9 protein-coding genes are annotated in these 18,495 nt (G+C 68.0%); 6 read left to right on the top strand and 3 right to left on the bottom strand.

What is annotated here, in order from left to right:
• Positions 1-76: 76 nt before the first annotated feature.
• The 5 genes from ACRRSS_RS26185 to ACRRSS_RS26165 all read left to right on the top strand — a co-directional run bounded on the left by ACRRSS_RS26185 (position 77) and on the right by ACRRSS_RS26165 (position 12,656).
• Positions 77-4,033: a PglY protein gene (locus ACRRSS_RS26185; protein ID WP_435973560.1), complete on the top strand. Its 3,957-nt coding sequence runs from the start codon at positions 77-79 to the stop codon at positions 4,031-4,033.
• Positions 4,033-6,819 (top strand): BREX-2 system phosphatase PglZ, encoded by a 2,787-nt coding sequence (pglZ, locus tag ACRRSS_RS26180; protein ID WP_435973559.1) that lies wholly within the window; start codon positions 4,033-4,035, stop codon positions 6,817-6,819. Before ACRRSS_RS26185 ends, pglZ begins: the two co-directional genes overlap by 1 nt.
• Positions 6,816-8,150: a BREX system ATP-binding protein BrxD gene (gene brxD / locus ACRRSS_RS26175; RefSeq protein ID WP_030321487.1), complete on the top strand. Its 1,335-nt coding sequence runs from the start codon at positions 6,816-6,818 to the stop codon at positions 8,148-8,150. The genes pglZ and brxD overlap by 4 nt, the downstream gene beginning before the upstream one ends.
• Positions 8,147-10,282, top strand: a complete 2,136-nt coding sequence (locus tag ACRRSS_RS26170; RefSeq protein WP_435973558.1) for a DEAD/DEAH box helicase — start codon at positions 8,147-8,149, stop codon at positions 10,280-10,282. Before brxD ends, ACRRSS_RS26170 begins: the two co-directional genes overlap by 4 nt.
• Positions 10,283-10,526: 244 nt before the next feature.
• Positions 10,527-12,656 (top strand): DNA/RNA helicase domain-containing protein, encoded by a 2,130-nt coding sequence (locus ACRRSS_RS26165; protein ID WP_435975426.1) that lies wholly within the window; start codon positions 10,527-10,529, stop codon positions 12,654-12,656.
• Between the two features lie 56 nt (positions 12,657-12,712).
• Here ACRRSS_RS26165 and ACRRSS_RS26160 read toward each other — a convergent pair whose 3' ends face one another.
• The 3 genes from ACRRSS_RS26160 to ACRRSS_RS26150 form a co-directional block, all read right to left on the bottom strand.
• Positions 12,713-12,841: a DUF6408 family protein gene (locus tag ACRRSS_RS26160; RefSeq protein ID WP_435973557.1), complete on the bottom strand. Its 129-nt coding sequence runs from the start codon at positions 12,839-12,841 to the stop codon at positions 12,713-12,715.
• Between the two features lie 265 nt (positions 12,842-13,106).
• A complete protein-coding gene (locus ACRRSS_RS26155) occupies positions 13,107-14,978 on the bottom strand; it encodes a DNA/RNA helicase domain-containing protein (protein WP_435973556.1) in 1,872 nt (623 codons plus the stop codon).
• Positions 14,979-15,859: 881 nt separating this feature from the next.
• Positions 15,860-16,531: a hypothetical protein gene (locus ACRRSS_RS26150; protein ID WP_435973555.1), complete on the bottom strand. Its 672-nt coding sequence runs from the start codon at positions 16,529-16,531 to the stop codon at positions 15,860-15,862.
• A gap of 181 nt (positions 16,532-16,712) precedes the next feature.
• Here ACRRSS_RS26150 and ACRRSS_RS26145 point away from each other — a divergent pair, with 181 nt between their 5' ends.
• The gene (locus ACRRSS_RS26145) at positions 16,713-18,380 is read left to right on the top strand and encodes an SWIM zinc finger family protein (protein WP_435973554.1); all 1,668 of its coding nucleotides are present in this window, start codon (positions 16,713-16,715) and stop codon (positions 18,378-18,380) included.
• The last annotated feature ends 115 nt before the right edge of the window (positions 18,381-18,495 follow it).

The raw sequence follows: 18,495 nt of genomic DNA, 5'->3' as shown, positions 1-18,495 counted from the left end.
GGCAAGATTGAGGCGTGCCGACCAGCGCACACCGTGTGACGTACGCCAAGCCACCGACCGAGGGACTGATCGCCTGATGCCTACGAGCGAGCTCTTCCTGAAGGATGTCATCGACATCAAGGAAGACGTCCATGCGGGCGACTTCAAGATCGAGCTCTCTCAGGGATTCAGCGAGACCGACGCACGGGTTGCCGAGTACGTCGTCACCGAGCAGCTCCAGGGTGCCTTCCGGCATGCGCTGAGCATCGTGTCGAACGCGGTCCGTACGGGGAACTCGCACGCGGCCTATCTGCACGGCTCCTTCGGTTCCGGTAAGAGCCACTTCCTGTCCGTGCTGCACGCGGTGCTCAACAACCACTCGGCGGTCCACGCCAAGCCCCGCCTCATGGAGGTGGTCGCCCCGCACCAGGACTGGCTGCGGCAGAGCCGGTTCCTGATGGTTCCCTACCACCTCGTCGGCTCCACCGACCTCGACTCGGCGCTGCTGGGCGGCTACGTGCACACCGTGCGCGAACTCCACCCCGACGAGCCGCTGCCCCCCGTCTACCGGGCCGACGCCCTGCTCGCCGACGCCCGGGCCCAGCGGGCGTTCCTGGCCGACGACGCGAAGTTCCTGCAGTGGCTGGGCAAGGGGGCTGCGGCGCTCGCCCCCAGCAGCGCCGCGCCCGTGGAAGCCGACCCCGACGACATGGCGCCGCTGGACACGGGTGCCGACGTGTCGGCCGCGGGCGGCTGGAGCGGCGCCGACTTCGACCGGGCGTTCACCGCTTCCGCCGTGGACGACCCGTACCGGGAGAAGCTGGTCTCCGCGCTGCTGGCCGGGCCGATGGCTTCGTACGCTCAGGGCGTACGCGGTGAGGCCGGGGCCTATGTGCCGCTGGAGAACGGTCTCAAGATCATCTCCCGGCATGCCCAGTCTCTCGGCTACACCGGGGTCGTGCTCTTCCTGGACGAGCTGGTGCTGTGGCTCCAGGCGAACATGGGCAAGCAGGACTTTGTCCGGGACCAGGTGCAGCGGCTGGTCAAGCTGATCGAGTCCGCGGACAGCGGCCGGCCGGTGCCGATCGTGTCGTTCATCTCCCGCCAGCGGGACCTGTCCCAGCTCATCGGCAGCGATGTGGCCGGTGCCGACGTGGAGAACCTCGAGCAGCAGATCGAGTACCTCGCCGAACGCTTCGACGTCGTCGACCTCGAGGACAGCAACCTCGTCGAGATCATCAAGCACCGCGTGCTCTCCCCCAAGCCGGGCATGGAGGCCGTCCGCGACGACGCGTTCAAGATCGTGGAGTCGTCGAACGACGAGGTGCGCCAAGTGCTCCTCGACGCGCAGGGCCGCACCGAGGCCAGCTGGGACGACTTCCGCGAGCTCTACCCGCTCTCCCCGGCCCTGCTGAACGTGCTCGTCGACCTCTCCGGCGCCCTGCAGCGCGAGCGGACCGGCCTGAAGCTGGTGCAGGAACTGCTGCGCCGGCGTCGCGACGATCTCAAGCTCGGGGAGCTGATCCCGCTCGGAGACCTGTACGACGTCATCGCGGACCGCACTGGTGCAGCCTTCACGCCCAAGCTGCGCCGCGAGTCGGAGATCGCGCACCGCTTCCACGGTCGGGTCAAGGACACCCTTCTGGAGAAGTACAAGTCGAAGGACGACAAGCGCTTCCAGACCGACGACCGGCTGGTCAAGACGCTGCTGCTGGCAGCCCTCGCCCCCAATGTGCCCGCGCTGACCCGCCTCACCGGCAGTCGGCTCGCCGCGCTGAACCACGGCGCGATTCGCACCCGGGTCGGCGACGCGGGCTCCGTGGCCGTCAAGCGGCTGCGGGATCTCCAGGTGGAATACGACGGAGAGCTGCGCAGCGAGGGTGACACCAGCGATCCCGTCTTCCACCTGCACCTTTCGGATCTGGACGTGGAGCCCCTCCTCGAAGAGGTTCAGGGAGCCGCCGACCAGCTCGGCTACCGCCGTCAGTGGATCAAGGACCAGCTGTGGCGGGCGCTGGGAGTCAAGGACACCGAGTCCTTCGTCTGTGAGCGGGAGGTCGTCTGGCGCGGCACCAAGCGCCGGGTCGAGTTGGTCTTTGGCAACGTGCGTGACACCCACCTGCCGGACGAAGAGTTCACGCCACAGCTGCCGGGCAACATCCGCATCGTCTTCGACTACCCCTTCGACGACGCGGACCACTCACCCATGGACGACGTCCAGCGTGTCGACAAGCTCCGGAGGGCCGGTCGGAACGAGCCCGTCCTCGTCTGGCTGCCCGACTTCTTCTCCGAGCAGACGGGGCGGCAGCTCGGCCGCCTCCTGAAGATCAACTACCTGCTGGAGCGGGACCGGCTGGAGGATCACACCGCCACCCGCCCCGCAGAGGAACGTACTCAGATCCGCAACCAGCTCAAGGCCTCGCGGGACAGCCTCACCGAACGGCTCACCACATCGCTCCTGGAGCTGTACGGGATCAACCGAGCCGAGCCCGGCACGGTCGGTGCGCAGGTGCCGGAGGGGCAGCATCTGATCTCCCTCCAGCGCGGTTTCGAACGGACCCGGCCGGAACCTGCCGTCGGGTTCGAACAGAACCTGCTGCTGCTCGCCGACGAGATGTACGCGGCGCGCTACCCCAAGCACCCCGATTTCGACCCCCGGCTGACCCGCAAGCCCATCACCCTGGGCGACCTCAAGACCACGCTTGAATGGATCACCCGGGCGATGGAGGACGGGTCGCGGCGTGTGGTCGTCGACGGCCACCACCTGGAGAAGGTCCGGAAGATCGTGCACGCGCTCGGTCTCGGAGAGGTGCACGACGGTCCGCTCGTCGTCACCAACGACTGGCGGCTGCGCATCAACAAGCGGGCCGCGGAGAGTGCCGACGCCGACGGCGATCTCGCCGTGGAGACCATCCGTACCTGGATCTCCGAGATGGGCTACGAAGGGCTCGACCGCCACGTCGGCAACCTGCTCATCGCCTCTTACGCGCTGGTCGACGACCGCACCTGGATCTACCAGACCTCCACGATTCCGCAGGCGCCCGAGCTCGACAAGATCGGTCCCGGTTATGGGCTGCGGGCAGTGGCGCTGCCGGACGAGGACACGTTCAGTAATGCTCTGCGCAGGGCGGGTGTCATCTTCGGGGTGCACGTTTCGCCGGTGCTCTTCGCCCGTAACGTCGCCCAGCTCGCCAACAAGGTGCGGGGTGTCGCGGACGAACACCGCAAAGCCGTTGCAGGGGTGCGCGACCTGCTGCAGAAGCACGCCGGCCGGCTGGGCCTGGAGGGGCTCGGCGGTGTGCAGGCGCCGCGACTTCAGTCCCTGAAGGCCGCCGCCGACCTCATGGCACGCGTACAGCGCACCGGCGATCCGACCCTTGTCGTCCAGGAGATCGCGAGCATCGCCTACGAGGTCGGCGATGAGGAGATCGGTGCTGCCCTCAAGCAGGCGCCCGATGTGCTCTCCGAGCTCCACTCCGAGGAATGGCCTCCGCTGCTCGACACAGTCCACGAGCTGTCGACGCGTGACGACTCCGTCGGCGACCGGGCCCGCGGACTCCTGGCAACCGTCCAACGCGTCGCGAACAGCCATGAGTCCCGGGACGAGTCCCTCGCCCCGATCCTCGCCGGCATCCAGGGCTCGGCCATGGCACTGATGCGGGAGGCCACCCGGCTCGCCCAGGCGGCGCAGCCGGTGACCCCGCCGGCGGCCCCGGCGCAGCCGACCGCCGAGGACGTCCGGCTCACCGAGCACGGCAACCCGTCGGTGCCTACCGTCTCACCCCAGGCGGCGGACCCCCGACAGGGAGCAGTGTGGCCAGGACCCGCCGCTCCCACCGGGCCGATCGCACCCGCCCCCGGCCCGTCAGGCTCCCACGGTACGTACCTCGTCGAACCGACGCGGCTCGAAGCCAGTCTGGCTGCCACCGTCGCCGAACTCAGCAGCGAACTCCGCACCTTCCTCACCGCACATCCCGGCGCCCGCGTCCAGGTCTCGTGGCAAGTCGTCGAGGCCGATGCCGGGACAGCCGACACCGAAGAGGCAGGCAACTGATGGTCCAACCTCTTCCGCAGGTCGGCCGCCGCACGATCGAAGCCCTACTGGAAAAGAACGCTTCCGCGCTGCGCGACCGCTCTCTGATGCTGATCCACGGCCGCTACGCACCTGGGGCCACCGGCGCTTTCACCGCTACGGTGGGCGGTGAGCCGCGGCGGGTGAGCGTGCGAGACGAGTCGTCCGTCCTCGGACTGCTCGCCGCGTGGCAGGAGCATCGCGCGGACGCAGCCCCGGGCAGCCTGCTCGTCGTCACCACCGGAGTGGACGACGCACAGCTCGGTTGGGACCTCCGCGGACATGCGGTGCGCCGTCGCACGCTCACCGTGGACCGAGCCGAGATCGTCCTGCAGCGCTTCGGTGCCGCCGGCTTGGACATGCGGATGTACCGCGAGGACTGGCTGCTGGAAGCGCTGCTCGACGCCGAACCTGCGGAAGGCGGCTGGCCGAGAGCCGCGGGGGTGCTCACCCGGGACTCGGCCCTGCGCGCCCTGGTCTTCGTACGCCTCGGGCTGGCCCGGCCCCCAGGCTCCGCGGACACGTCGAGAGAAACCGCCATCGACGCGGACTCCCTGCTGGCCTGGTCCCGCACGACGGCAGGCCCCCGCCGATTCGCCGAACTCAAGGACGTCGAACGGGACGAGCTGAAGAAATGGCTCGGTGAGGTGGCCGGCCCCGCCGTACCGGTGCTGCTCGCGCTCGCGGAAACGGGGCGGGGGGCGGACGCCATGGCACTCGGGTTGCTCGGCGCGGCGCTGCGCGATCCGGCTGCGAGCCCCGACACGGTCCTCGCCGTCGGCGGCCTCTTCGGTCAGGCACGCCCTCGGCGCGCCGAACTCACCGCTTTCACCGACTCGGTGGAAGGGACACTGATCCGCTGGATCTCCGAGGCACGCAGCAGCGACAGTGCCAGACAACGCGTGTTCGCGGTACTCGACCGGGCCGATGAGCTGGCACGCGACGCCGGCCTCACGTCAGGTCTGGCCGCCAGCCGATTTCTCCCCTCCAGCTTCGCAGCCCAGCTGGGGGAGGTGATCGCGGCGGCCCGCCAGTCTCCGGACGCAGGCGAGAACGAACTCGCCGACCTGAAGGGGCACGCCCTGGCCGGGCTCTTCCCCGACCGCGTACGGGTCGCGGAAATGGCCGTACGTCTCGCACGCTGGCTGCGCCTGCCCGTACCCGCCGTCACAGGGGTGGCGGCGGGAGTCGCAGCGCACGGAGCCGACTGGGGCTGGGCCGACCGGGCGCTCACGGTGCTGTGGAGCGGCGATCCCGGGGGCGACCGGGAAGCCGCGCGGCATCTGCGCGCGCTGTATGCCGAAGGACGGGACCGTAGGGAAGCACTGGACGAGGCCTTCGCCCGGCAATTGGCAGGTTGGACACTCCATGCCACCGCTCAGCAGCCGGGCGGCGCTCTGGTGGTCGAGAACGTCCTGGAGACCGTCGTACGACCGCTGGCCGCCGGCATGCCCCCCCTTGTCATCGTGTTGGACGGTATGAACAGTGCCGTTGCGGCCCAGCTCGGGGAGGAGACGGAACGCGAGGGCTGGCGGGAGATCATTCCGCGTCCGGCACAGGGCGAACCCGCGCAGCGCCTCGCGGCGGTTACGACGCTCCCCTCCGTGACCCAGGTGAGTAGGGCCTCACTGCTGACTGGGACTGCGGTAGCGGGCGGTCAGTCAGTGGAATCATCCGGCTTCACTGCCTTCTGGAGGAAGCGTCGCAAGGACGCAGCGCTCTTCCACAAGGCCTCGATCGGCGGGGACGCCGGGCATTTCCTTGCCCCGGACCTGCTGCTCGCCCTCGCCTCGGACGCCGTCGTCGGAGTCGTCCTCAACACGATCGACGACGCTCTCGACTCCGGGCAGCAGGGCCAGCGCACCGCGTGGTCGCTGCACGACGTCACCTACCTGCGCGAACTGCTGGCCGCTGCCCGCAGTTACGGGCGGCCCGTTGTTCTGACGTCCGACCACGGGCACGTTCTGGAGCGTGAACCGGGCAGCGCCCCCGTCGAGGTGGACGGGCCGGTCGGGTCCGCCCGCTGGCGGCCGGGCACGGATGCCCGGGAGGGGGAAGTAGCCCTGCGAGGCCCCCGCGTGCTGGACGGAGACGGGACGATCGTCGCGCCTTGGCGCGAGAACATTCGCTACTCGGGTCGCCGGGCCGGATACCACGGCGGCGCTGCCCTGGCCGAAGTAACCGTGCCCGTGCTGGTCCTCGCACCCTCGGCCGAGCTGGCGCCTCAGGGATGGGATCCGCTTCCCCGGGAGCAAGCAGCACCGTCGTGGTGGCGGGCTTCTGCCGCCACTGCGACGGAGGCGGAGCCTGTTACGGCAGGTGAAGTCACTTTCTCAAAGCCCAAGCCGAGTAAGACTCCGAAGCAGTCCGAGGGTCTGTTCACGGACGCGGACGTAGTGACGGCCGACGGGCGCGGTGGCGAGGAACTCCTGGCCGCACCGCTCAGCCTCGGCGACCAGGTGGTGGCGAGCGAGGTCTACGAGGCGCAGAAGGCGTACATTCGCAAGGCGCCGGAAGCAAAGATCGTGGCGGCCGTGATCGATGAGCTGGTGGCAGCGGGCGGCACCATGTCCCCGGCAGCCCTGGCGGCAGCGATCTCGGCCACCGGACGTGTGCGACGAAACATCGAGGGCTTCGTCGCCACTGTCCAGCGGCTTCTGAACGTCGAGGGTTACCCCGTGCTCGGATTCATCGACGGCGGTTACACGGTCAAACTCGACGAGACACTGCTGCGCGGGCAGTTCCTGCCGACTCAGGGGTCACGATGACGGGCCCCGTGGCCCAGGCCAGCGCGGTCCGACGGCGGGAGGTCATCGACGCGCTGCGGCGCGGAACCGTGCCCCAAGCGGGTCTCGACCTCCTCGCGGTCGGCCTCGGTCGCTTCGAAGCGGCACTCGACGACGACCTGGCGACAGCCTCGCGGGGCGGGGCCGCCTTCCACGCGATTCGTGGGGACTACGGTTCCGGCAAGACCTTCTTCGCCCGCTGGCTCGCCGAACGCGCGAAGAGAGCGGGATTGGCTACGGCCGAAGTGCAGATCTCCGAGACGGAGACTCCACTGCACCGGCTGGAGACGGTCTATCGCAGGCTGACCGAGCGGCTGACCACCGCAACGCATCAGCCCAGTGCCCTGCGCGCGGTGGTCGATTCGTGGTTCTACACCTTGGAGGAGGAAGTCCTCGACGCCGGAGAGGCCGACGAAGAGGACGAGGCGGGGCTTGCCGAGGCGGTCGACGCGCTGATGGAACGACGGCTGGCGGAAGTCGCCCGCACCACGCCCGCTTTCGCCGCGGCGCTGCGCGGCTATCGGAGGGCCGTCGCGGCTGGGGACGGAGCCACCGCCGAAGCGCTCATCGCCTGGCTGGGCGGACAGAAGTCCGTCGCAGCCTCTGCGCGCCGTACGGCCGGCGTCCGTGGGGACCTCGATCACTTCGCGGCGCTCGGCTTTCTTCAGGGGCTCCTCACCGTGCTGCGTGACTGTGGCCACCCCGGACTGCTCCTCGTCCTCGACGAGATCGAAACGCTGCAACGCGTCCGGGGCGACGTCCGGGAAAAGGGGCTCAACGCCCTGCGGCAACTTCTCGACGAGATCGACGCCGGACGCTTCCCCGGACTCTTCCTCGTCATCACCGGAACCCCGGCGTTCTACGACGGCCAACAGGGAGCTCAGCGACTCGCCCCCCTCGCGCAACGGCTCGCCACCGACTTCACCACGGACCCCCGCTTCGACTCCCCCCGTGCGGTCCAACTACGTCTGGCGGGCTTCGATCTTCCCCATCTCGGCGAACTCGGCCGAGCAGTGCGGAACCTGTACCGGGAAGAGGCGCGTCATCCGGACCGGATCAGCGAGCGGGTCGATGACGCGTACATCGGCGACCTTGCCGTGGCTGTCACCGGCGGACTCGGTGGGAAGGTCGGAGTCGCACCCCGGGTATTCCTGCGGAAGCTGGTCGCCGACGTCCTGGACCGGGTGGACGAGTTCGAGGACTTCGACCCACGGCTGCACTACGCCTTCACCGTCACCTCGTCCGAACTCACGGAAACAGAGCGCAACGCGGCTGCAGGACGTGCGGACGACATCGAGCTGGAGCTGCCGTGAGCGTCTCCGGCGAGCTGGACCCGGCGCTCGTCCACCACATCGTCAACACGCTGGGGTGGCGCAGCCTGCGTCCGCTTCAGGAGGAGTCGGTAGCTCCGGTTCTCGCAGGCGACGACGCCGTGCTCCTGGCTCCGACAGCCGGAGGAAAGACGGAAGCCGCGTGCTTCCCTCTCCTCTCGCGCATGGCGAAGAACCGGTGGACCGGCACCTCGGTGCTGTATGTCTGCCCGCTCAAGGCCCTGCTCAACAATCTGCTTCCGCGCCTGGAGAACTACACGTCATGGCTGGGACGTACGGCCGCGGCCTGGCACGGTGACACCACCGCCGGAGCCAGGAAGCGCATCCTGGCCGAGCGGCCGGACATCCTGCTGACCACCCCTGAGTCGCTGGAGGCGATGCTGGTCAGCGCCAATGTCGACCATGCGTCCTTCTTCTCGGGGCTCAGGGCAGTGGTGGTCGACGAGGTGCATGCCTTCGCCGGAGACGACCGAGGGTGGCATCTCCTCGCAGTCCTTGAACGGATGCAACGGGTGGTGGGCCGGCCCCTCCAGCGCATCGGGCTCTCGGCGACGGTCGGCAACCCGGAGGAGCTGCTCACGTGGCTCCAGGGATCGGGCGCAGGGAAACGGCCGGCCCAGGTCGTAGCCCCGCACCTGGCCGGACCAGGGTCGTCGGCGACAGGGGAGAACGCCGTCATGCCGCCGGGTGACATCGAGCTCGACTACGTCGGTTCCCTCGACAACGCGGCCACGGTCATCGCCTCCCTCCACAGAGGAGAGAAGCGTCTTGTCTTCTGCGAGTCACGAAGGCTTGTGGAGGAACTGGGAGAGAAACTCCGCGCGAAGGGGATCACGGCTTTCCTGTCCCATGCCTCGCTCTCCCTCGAGGAACGCAGACGGGCGGAGACAGCCTTCGCGGAAGAACGCGACTGCGTCATCATCTCGACCAGCACGCTGGAACTCGGCATCGATGTGGGTGATCTGGACCGGGTGATCCAGATCGACGCGCCATCCTCGGTCGCCTCCTTTCTCCAGCGGCTCGGCCGTACCGGGCGCAGGGCAGACACCCTGAGAAACTGCCTCTTCCTGGCACTGGACGAATCCGGGCTCCTGGACGCGGCAGGGCTGCTACTGCAGTGGTCGCGGGGATGGGTAGAGCCCGTGATCGCTCCTCCAGAGCCGCGTCACATCGTCGCGCAGCAATTGCTTGCTCTCTGTCTGCAGGAGCACCGAGTTGGCGAGAACCTGTGGCAGGAGTGGTGGAATGGTCTCGGACCCTTCGGCGGCGCCGCAGAACCGATCGCGCGACATCTGGTCGACGAGGGATATCTGGACCGTGACGGAGGACTCCTGTTCATCGGCCCCGAAGCCGAACGACGTTTTGGCCATCGCCATTTCATGCACCTCACAGCAGTCTTCACCGCGCCTCCGCAATTCACCGTGCTGCACGGCCGGTCGGAGATCGGTCGAACCGATCCCAGCCTGCTCACCGAGCGGGTGAACGGGCCGCGTCGCCTGTTGCTCGGTGGGCGGAGCTGGCTGGTCACGTACATCGACTGGCGGCGAAAGCGCTGCTTCGTGGAGCCCGTGGACGGGGGAGGAAAGGCGAAGTGGAGCAGCGCCGGGTTCGGCCCCGGAGCATCGTTCGAAGTGTCGCGGGCGGTACGCGAAGTGCTGCTGGGCGCAGATCCACCCGTCAAACTCACGCAGCGGGCGGTCAGGACCCTGAGTGAAGCGCGTGAGCACTTCCTGGAGCGGGTACATCCAGGAGGCACGCTCATCATCCGGGACGCCGATGGTCGCATGCGCTGGTGGACGTGGGCTGGGCACCGGGCCAATGCCACACTGGCGGCGACCCTCGATGACGTGGCCGTGCCGGGCCAGCGCGTCAACGATCACTGGATCCGGCTGCGTGAGGACGTGACGACGGCGTCCTGGAAGAGTCACACCGCCGGTGCGGCCGACCGGCTCTGTCTGCCCGCAGTCGATGAGCGGGCCGTACGAGGTCTGAAGTTCGCAGAGGCGCTGCCGCCGAGGCTGGCGGAAGCGACGCTTTCCGCCCGTCTGGCCGGCTCGGAGTATGCGGTTGCCGTGTTGTCCGAACCTGTGCGCTTCGTCTCGATCGCTGGGTAATGAGAGTGCCTGGGACGGGACGCTAATTTCCGTGTGGCCGGTCCTCAAGGGCTGCCCAGTAACCCGCACCGCGTGATCCAGCCAGGATCGCCACAGTTCCGGCCGACAGCCATGGTGATGCCTTCGGCAGGCCAGGCCTTACCTAAGATCACCACAACCGAACTGCGGCCCGACGGGCTTCCTGGACAGGACATGCCCCCACCCGCACGAGTCACTCGTGCCCTGGGGGAACCACCTCGTGTCCATGCTCCTTCTGAGACTGTCGGCTCAGGATCTGCTCACTCTCGACTCGCGCGACCGGATGGTGCCGCATCTTGCCGCCCGGTGGCGGTACTTCCGGGGAGCGGACGCCTCGGAGTCGGAGCGTTCCGCCTGGGCGGAGAGCCTCGTGAGCCTCGCGAGCGACCTGGTCGCGGCGGGACGGGGGAACGTGGAGATGGTCGTCGAGTGTGCGGCCACCCTCGACGAGGCGGTCGGCCCCGGCGATCCCCGCCTTATCGACGTAGTTCTGGTGGGGCGCCATCCAGAGCGCCACGTGCCCTCCGTACAGCTGGTCGAGTTGAAACGCTGGTCGACGGTGAGCCGGGTAGAACGGGCGACCGCGGACCTGTTGCATGTGCCGGGAATCAAAGAGAAGAAGAAGCATCCGGCGCTTCAACTGGGGGCGAACTATGAGGCGTTCACGAGTCCGCGAGGTCCATTTCAGGGCGCCGACTTCGAATGCGGCGGTTTCGCCTACCTGCACAACGCCACCGACGAATCTGTAAGAACCCTGATCGACGTGGACGCGCCGACGGGGGCCTATGCCCGCGTCTACACGAGTGACCGACGCGAGCAGTTGTTGTCCGACCTCAGGATGAACTTCGCCGAGGACGGCGCGGCCTCCACAGCGGAGAGGATGCTGCAGAGCATGGGCCTGCGTAATACTCCGCTGCTCGATGCCATGATCTGGTCCCGCGGAGCCGACACCGTCTTCACCCTGCGGGGACGGCAGAAGGAGGTCGCGGATCGAGTCCTGGAGACTGCTTCGAGGGTCCTACCGGACCCTCGACGTGCGGCCTTGGTACCGGACGAGCGGCGTGTGGTCTTCCTCGTGACGGGCGGGGCGGGAACCGGGAAGAGCGCGATCGGCTTGCAGATCAAGGCGGAGCTGGAGGCTCAAGGCCGAACAGTCAAGTACGCCAGCGGCAGCCGGGCTTTCAACGGGGCCCTTCAAGAACACGTCGGCTACGGGGACCGGCAGTTCAGGGAGAGGTTCACCTACTTCAGCAGCTTCGTCACTCCACCCGACCCGCTCCTGGACGTGCTGATCTGCGACGAGGCACACCGGCTCCGGGATCGGTCGACCAGCCGATTCTGGAAACCCGAAGAGCAGGGCACGGGACCGCAGGTCGACGAGCTCCTGGCTGCTTCCCGCTTGACGGTGTTCTTCCTGGACGAGGGACAGTCCGTGAGACCGAACGAGGTCGGAACGGTCGATCTGATCAAGGACGCAGCTGAGCGGTACAACGCTCTCGTCATTCCCTACAAGTTGAGGGAACAGTTCCGATGCGGGGGCAGCGACGCCTACGTCCGTTGGGGGAAGGCGTTGCTCGGCGTGACGGGCGAGGAGCCTGGCAAGTGGCGTCCTGACGGACTGATGCACATCGAGGTGGTGGATACCCCGGAAGAACTGGAGCGGATCATTCGGGCCGAAGTACTGGCCGGTGCGTCCGGGCGCATGGTCGCCGGCTACTGCTGGCCGTGGACGAAGCCGCTCGGCAAGGAACGACGACTGGAGGCCGACGTCCGTATCGGTGAGTGGCACCGGCCGTGGAACGCGGACAGTGAAAGCTTCTGCGAGAACGAGGCTCCGCCGTCGAGGATCTGGTCCGTGCACGAGAACGGCCTGGGCCAGATCGGCTGTGTCTACACCGCGCAGGGACTCGAATGGGACTGGTGCGGGGTGATCATGGGTGATGACATGGTGCGCCGCGGTGACCGGTGGGTCTTCCGGCGGGGTAAGGAACTCAAGACAGCGGAGCCGGGCATCAAGCGGGTCGCAGAACCCGGTTCGTTCGATCCCAAGGTGAAGGCCGGCAGTGTCGATGACGACGGGTTCGCGCGTCTCGTCCGGCACGCATACCACGTGTTGATGACCCGGGCCAGTCGTGCCACGGTGCTCTATTCGACGGACCAGGAGACCCGGGAGTATCTCAAAAATCTCGTCGGTAAAGTCGAGATTCACGGCCTGCGTCCCACTTGGGAGAACCTGCCGGTGGAGGCTCGTACACCGCATTTGCCCCGGCCTGGCCGAGGGCGGGGGCGGGGCAAGAGCAAGGGGAGACGTCAGAAGAGTGGGGGGTTGCAGGCCTCTGAGATGAGGCTGTTCTGACAAGAGCTGCCGCATGAGTGAGGTGGCGGACTCACCGGGCCCGCCACCGGCCTGCACTAGAAGAGCAGACCTGCCATCGCCACCAGGGCCGTCACCACAAGATTGGAGACGACTGCGGCGGCAATCTCGATCAGGATCTCGCGGATCCGTTCACGACGCGCAGGCTTGCACTCGACTGAGGTCATGGCCACTCCAAAGCAGTGAGATCGGAATGGCAGGGGGACGCCCTACCGGGCATCCACGCTCGCGTCGCATGTCACCACGCGACGGGCACAACCATTCCTCACCCGCAGCTCATTGGGGCGAGCTCAGGAACCGCAGCCTCGTACCCTCCGGGAAGGTGCGCAGCGCGATCATGCTATCTCGTGAGTCGACGCGGGGGGTGTGGATTCCGCAGTCGCAGTCGCAGTCGCATGCGCGGACTAGGCATGACCCGGGTGCTTGCGACGGTCAGAGCGTCGGAGGGATCAGTGAGCGGAGCTTGTCGCGGGTCTCCGGGTCCGTCGAGTAGATGATCGTGCCGATCATGCCCCGGGTCAGCAACACTTTGTACGTGTTGCGGACGAGACGGTCGACGTCCTCGTCTGGGGTGGCCTTGGTGAAGGACGGGTCCTTGGAGGCGCTTCGGTCCACCACCCATCGGTCCGTACGCCAGACGAGGTCCGGACCCATGATCACGCCGGACCAGTCGTACTCGAAACCCTGCGCGGTGTAGACGCACCCGACCTGTCCGAAACCTGCCGGGTCGGTGGCCCAGAGGGGTGCCGGCGGGGCGCCGAGCAGGGCGCGGTCGCCAAAGAGGTTCCACGGCCTGGCCCAGTTGCCGATGACCACGTCGGTGGGCAGGGTTGGCATGCTGGAAGTGATCTTTGTCGTCCACTTCCAGCAGTAGCCCGCGGACATGCGCGCACCGTAGTCCTCGGCCCTTCGGGCAGTCAGGAAGTCCTCCAGCTCCTGGGGGGTGTCCGCGGTCAGGAGCTGTACCTTGTCGTCCGACTCCCACAAGGTGGGCGCGTTTCCTTCGAGCCCCAGCAGGTCGACCACCCAGCGCAGGTAGGCGTCGCTGCCACCGCACCGGAACTGGCTGTCGAGTTTCACCACCGTGCAGTCCAGCCCCTGTTCGGCCGCGGCTTCCTGGATCTGTTCCACGGTTCCCATCTCGCCCGGGCGCACCACCTGGTGCTGGTCCAGCAGGAACACCGGAACCCGCGCGGCGTCCATCAGCTCCGCCACCTGCGGCCGGCCGGTCCGCAGAGTCGCCTTCGTGTAGCGGTTGGCGGACGTCTTGCGCAGCCGGTGCGCCTCGTCGCAGACCAGCACGTCGAGGTCGTTCGGCTCAGCCTCCATGAAGCTGTTGAAGTAGCGGAAGAGTCGTTGGACCTCAGGCTTGCGGGCACCGGCGACCTTGCGCATCGTCTTGGTGAAGGACTGCGAACCGGTGGCGTGCAGGGCCGGTACCCCGCGCCGGTAGAGGTCGCCCAACAGGGAGAGGGCGATCACGCTCTTGCCGGAGCCTGGCCCGCCGGCGACGACGACGACCTGCTTGCGGTTGGACCGCCGGGCCTGTCGGACTGCTGACATGACCGTTTCGTAGGCGAGCCGCTGTTCGTCCAGCAACACGAACTGCTCCCGGTTGCGCACCTCTTCGGCGGCGACGGCCATCAGCTGCCTCGACGGCCGCACCTTGCCCTGCAGCAGGGCGTCGGCGGCCTCGGCACCCGGCTTCGCCGCCAGCCTGGAGCGGAGGTAGCCGAGGAAGGCACCACGCTGGTCGCCGGTGAACATCCGGCCCCGATCGTCCTCGGTGACGGCGCGGAGCCCCGCCACCCCGAAGTCGGTCGCGTTGTGCAGGTAGGCGACCCCCGCGACCGAGTCGGGGATCCGCTCCAACGCTCCGTTGAACGAGATGAGGTAGTCGCAGTAGCCGCGCACCTGCTCGATCGGGTTGAGGACCGGATCCGGGTAGGCGTCGATGCGGCATAGCAGCGGATCGTCCTCCGCCGGGTAGGCCTCGCTCCACTGCTTCAGCTCGACCACCACATACGAGGGCCCTCCGGTACTCGGATGAACACCGGCAAGTATCACGTCCGCACGCTTGCTGGTCAGGGGCAGCGAGTACTCCAACATCATCTCGACTTCACCGAGCCCGGCTTCGACGAGTGCGTTGGTGAGCGCAGGGATGCTTCGCTCCCAGGAGCGCACCTCCGACGGCTGGGGCCGATGGCGGTGTTTGTGCAGGAAGTTCTCGGTCAGGAGCTCGGCCAGCCGTCCTTCAAGGTGGGTGCGGTTGGCCAGCGACGCCGCGGACTCACGGAACAGCAAGGAAGTGCCCCCAGGCAGCACGAAGTAGCTCGTGCGGGTGGGGGCATGTCCTTCGGTTCCACGGAAGTGGAGCGGAAGCCCGTCGGGCCGCTGAGATGGTCTTCGCCATCCTAGAACAGGCTATGAATCAGCCACCTGAACTGGTCGACTACCTGGTATGTGGGGGGAGCTGGTGACGTTCCGCTGACGCACACAGCTCCCTTGCGTCGACGAAACGGAGACTCTGTCCTGTGGCTCTGCCCCGTCGCTTGCTTCTCAATGTGTTCTCAGGGACGCACCACATGGAGTGCGTGGCGATCCTGGAGCCGGTGAAGAAGGACGCCTGACCTGGGGTTTCTTCGAGTGTGCGTGATGGCTTTACGTGCGTTAGGGGCGATAGCTCGACACCCGTTCGACGCGCGTGACGCACGTCTGACGCACGGACGGCGCGGTTTCTGATGGGTCGTCACGCGTGATTCACCACCGTCGGGTGGAGCCCTCAGCTGTGTGGTCGGAGGCGCCCTGAAGTGGCTGGGGCATTGGCTGCGGAGCTGTTGGCTGCCAATGCCCCATCTGCTTCTCGGTAGTGGCGTTCCGTGACACTAGAGGGGGGCGTTCGGTGCGCGTTGAACCAGGGGCCCGCAGAGGCTCCTGTGTCCGAAAAGAGATATTTCATGCTTCTCCGCCTTACATGGAGAGCCTGGCGCGACGTGGCGGATGCTGTGGGGCGTCGGCGGGTGCAGGGGTGCCTGCATCGGGCTTCGAACCGAACGAGTGGGCGGTCGGGGCGCGTGCGACTGAGTGTCTCCGACCCGCGGGGACGTGGCGGTCCCCGGTAGCCGTAGGGTCGTGCGTCGGTCGAGTGCCGAGTGCGCCCGAGGGTGTACGTGACCGTGCGGCCACTATTTCCGGCCGGGGGTCCACTTCATGCCGAGTCGGTACGCGCGGGAGATCACGTCTTGGACTCCGGGACCGTCCGCCGGAGTGAACCACCGCACCTCGCGTCCGATGACGAGTTCGCCCTTCTGGCGCTTGATGAGGGCGATGGCGCACGCGTGCGCCTGCGGAGGGCATTCGTCCAGAACCACCCGGAAGCGGTCGCCGCGGTCGGAGGTCAGAGTCACCACCGCGTCTAGGCCGCGGAAGTCGCCGGACCCTTCATAGACGTAGACGAAGAGCAGGAGTTTCTGGAACTCGGCCTGGTGGTCCAGGTTGATGACCAGGTTCTCTCCCGTCCCCTGGTCCCCGGTCCGGTCGTCCGTGTCGAGCGCGACGTATGGGAAGCGGTTCACCGCGCCGAAGGCGTTGCCCAGCGCCTGCACCACGGTCTTGGAGCCGTCAGTGCAGCGGATCATGCAGCCGAGGTCGAGATCCACCTTCCTGGCCGCAGCCGAGCGCAACGACGCCCGGACCCGGCCGAACAGGCCACGGGCCTCGCTGGCCGCGTTCTGAGCGGCGGCCTGCGGCGAGGTCCAGTTGAGGTTGACCTTGATCAGTCCCGAGGTCACGCCGTGTTTGTCCAGGGAGACCGTGGGCGAGACCTTCGTCAGGTTCACGGTGGTGGGCTTGGCCATGCGGCACCTTTCGGGGAAGGTCCGGGGAGCTGGGGTGGTCGACGACCATACAGGCGGGGCGTAAGGCGCCGCAGAGAATCGGTTGTTGACGGCCTGACCCGAGGAGGGGCCCGTCGGTCGGGCGGCCGTTAGGGTGAGGGCCGTTGGGGGGTGTCCGAGCCGGAGCGGAGCGCGGAGAGGCGTGGGCGGTCTTAAGGAAGCGAAGTTGAGGGCGCTGGCCGGGGAGCGTTCGTTCGAGCGTGGACTCGCCTACGTCGACGCGGTGTCCGGGGTCGATGTCGGTGACGGCTGGATCAGGGCGTCGGTGCGCGGTACGGAGCGGTACGAGGTGGAGCTGCGCCTGGGCGGGCGCGGCAAGCCGACGGGCACGTGCGACTGTCCGTACGGCCAGGAGGGCAACTTCTGCAAGCATCTGGTCGCTCTCGGCCTGACCGTGATCGGCCAGGAGGCGGACCTCTCCCAGCGGCGTACGTCGGCCCGGGACAGGGCGCGTGGCCTCGACGCCTGGCTGACAAGCCTCTCCCGGGAGGACCTGGTCGCGCTCGTACGGGAGGAGATGGCTGAGGACCGGCAGTTGCGGCGCCGCCTGGAACTGAGAGCGGCGAGCGCTCGCGGAGATCTGGCCGAGGTCCGCTCCCGCATCCGTGAGCTGCTCGACATCGGGCCGTTCGCCCAGTACGGATACGTCGAGTACGCCGACGCCCGTGCCTACGCCGAGCAGGCCGGGCAGGCGGTCACCGTGATCCGGTCACTGACGACCTCCGGCCGGGCGGCCGACGCGATGGCCCTGACCCGGGAGGCGATCGGGTTCCTGGCCGCCGTGGTCGAGAACGTCGACGACTCCGACGGATGCCTCGGGCAGATCGGTGGCGACCTCGCCGACGCCCACCATGACGCCTGCCGTGCGGCCGGCCCCGACCTGGTGGAACTCGCCCACTGGCTGGTGACGCACGCTCTGGACGACGCGGCCGACCTGACGGACATCGACCCGCTCGACTACGAGGGCCTGCTCGGCGAGCAGGGGATGGCCGCCCTGCGCCGGTACGCGGTCGAGGCGTGGCGGGCGAACCGTACCGGCTGGGCCGAGAAGCACCTGATGCGGCGTCTCGCGAAGTCGGGACGGGACATCGACACGGTGATCGCCGTGCATGCCGCAGACCTCGCGCCGAACGGTCACACCCATCTGCTCATCGCCCGCGAACTCGACACCGCCGGCCGTACCGCCGAAGCCCTGGAATGGGCCGAGCGGGGCATCCGGGAGACCGAGGGCCTCGCCGCCGTCGACACCGCCCTGATCGACCACCTCGCCGACCGCTACACCCTGACCGGCCGGCCCGCCGACGCCGTCACCCTGCGCCGGGACCACTTCGCGGCCTGCCGCACCCTGTTCGCCTACCAGCGGCTGCGTGCCGCGGCCGTCGCCGCCGCGTGCTGGCCGACCGAGCGCGAGAGCGCACTGGCGCATCTCCGGGCCGATGCCGAACGGGCGGACGCGTCCGGTGGCCGGGTCCTCGTCGACATCCTGCTGGACGACGGAGACGTCGACGCCGCCTGGCGGACAGCCGGCGAGTACGGCGCCCACGACGGCCAGTGGCTCTTCCTCGCGGACCAGTCCCGGCCGACCCGCCCCGCGGATGCCCTCGCCGTCTACCTCCGCCTGGTCGCCCGCCTCACCCACGAGACCGGCAACCATGCCTACGAACAGCTCGTCAGCCTGCTCCTGGGCATCCGCGACTGTCACCGCCGCCTCGGCACACCCGACGGCTTCACCGCCTACGTCACCGACCTGCGCGCCACCCAGAAGCGCAAGCGGAACCTGATGCGTCTGATGGACGACCACGGGCTATGAACCGCAGGGTCGATCATGTTGACTTCGTCGACGGATATGACTTTTGTTTACGATTGAAGCCCGTGTACGCCGTCCGCGGGGCTGGGGGGCCGCCCGCGTCGTGAGACGGGGCCTT

This window comes from Streptomyces sp. Qhu_M48 (assembly GCF_051305195.1).
Lineage (GTDB): Bacteria > Actinomycetota > Actinomycetes > Streptomycetales > Streptomycetaceae > Streptomyces.
This window is presented reverse-complemented; position numbering and strand designations above follow the sequence as displayed.

Coding starts and splice junctions, on each gene's coding strand:
- ACRRSS_RS26185 (WP_435973560.1), top strand. CDS start 77: ATGCCTACGAGCGAGCTCTTCCTGAAGGATGTCATCGACATCAAGGAA.
- pglZ (WP_435973559.1), top strand. CDS start 4,033: ATGGTCCAACCTCTTCCGCAGGTCGGCCGCCGCACGATCGAAGCCCTA.
- brxD (WP_030321487.1), top strand. CDS start 6,816: ATGACGGGCCCCGTGGCCCAGGCCAGCGCGGTCCGACGGCGGGAGGTC.
- ACRRSS_RS26165 (WP_435975426.1), top strand. CDS start 10,527: ATGCTCCTTCTGAGACTGTCGGCTCAGGATCTGCTCACTCTCGACTCG.
- ACRRSS_RS26160 (WP_435973557.1), bottom strand. CDS start 12,841: ATGACCTCAGTCGAGTGCAAGCCTGCGCGTCGTGAACGGATCCGCGAG.
- ACRRSS_RS26150 (WP_435973555.1), bottom strand. CDS start 16,531: ATGGCCAAGCCCACCACCGTGAACCTGACGAAGGTCTCGCCCACGGTC.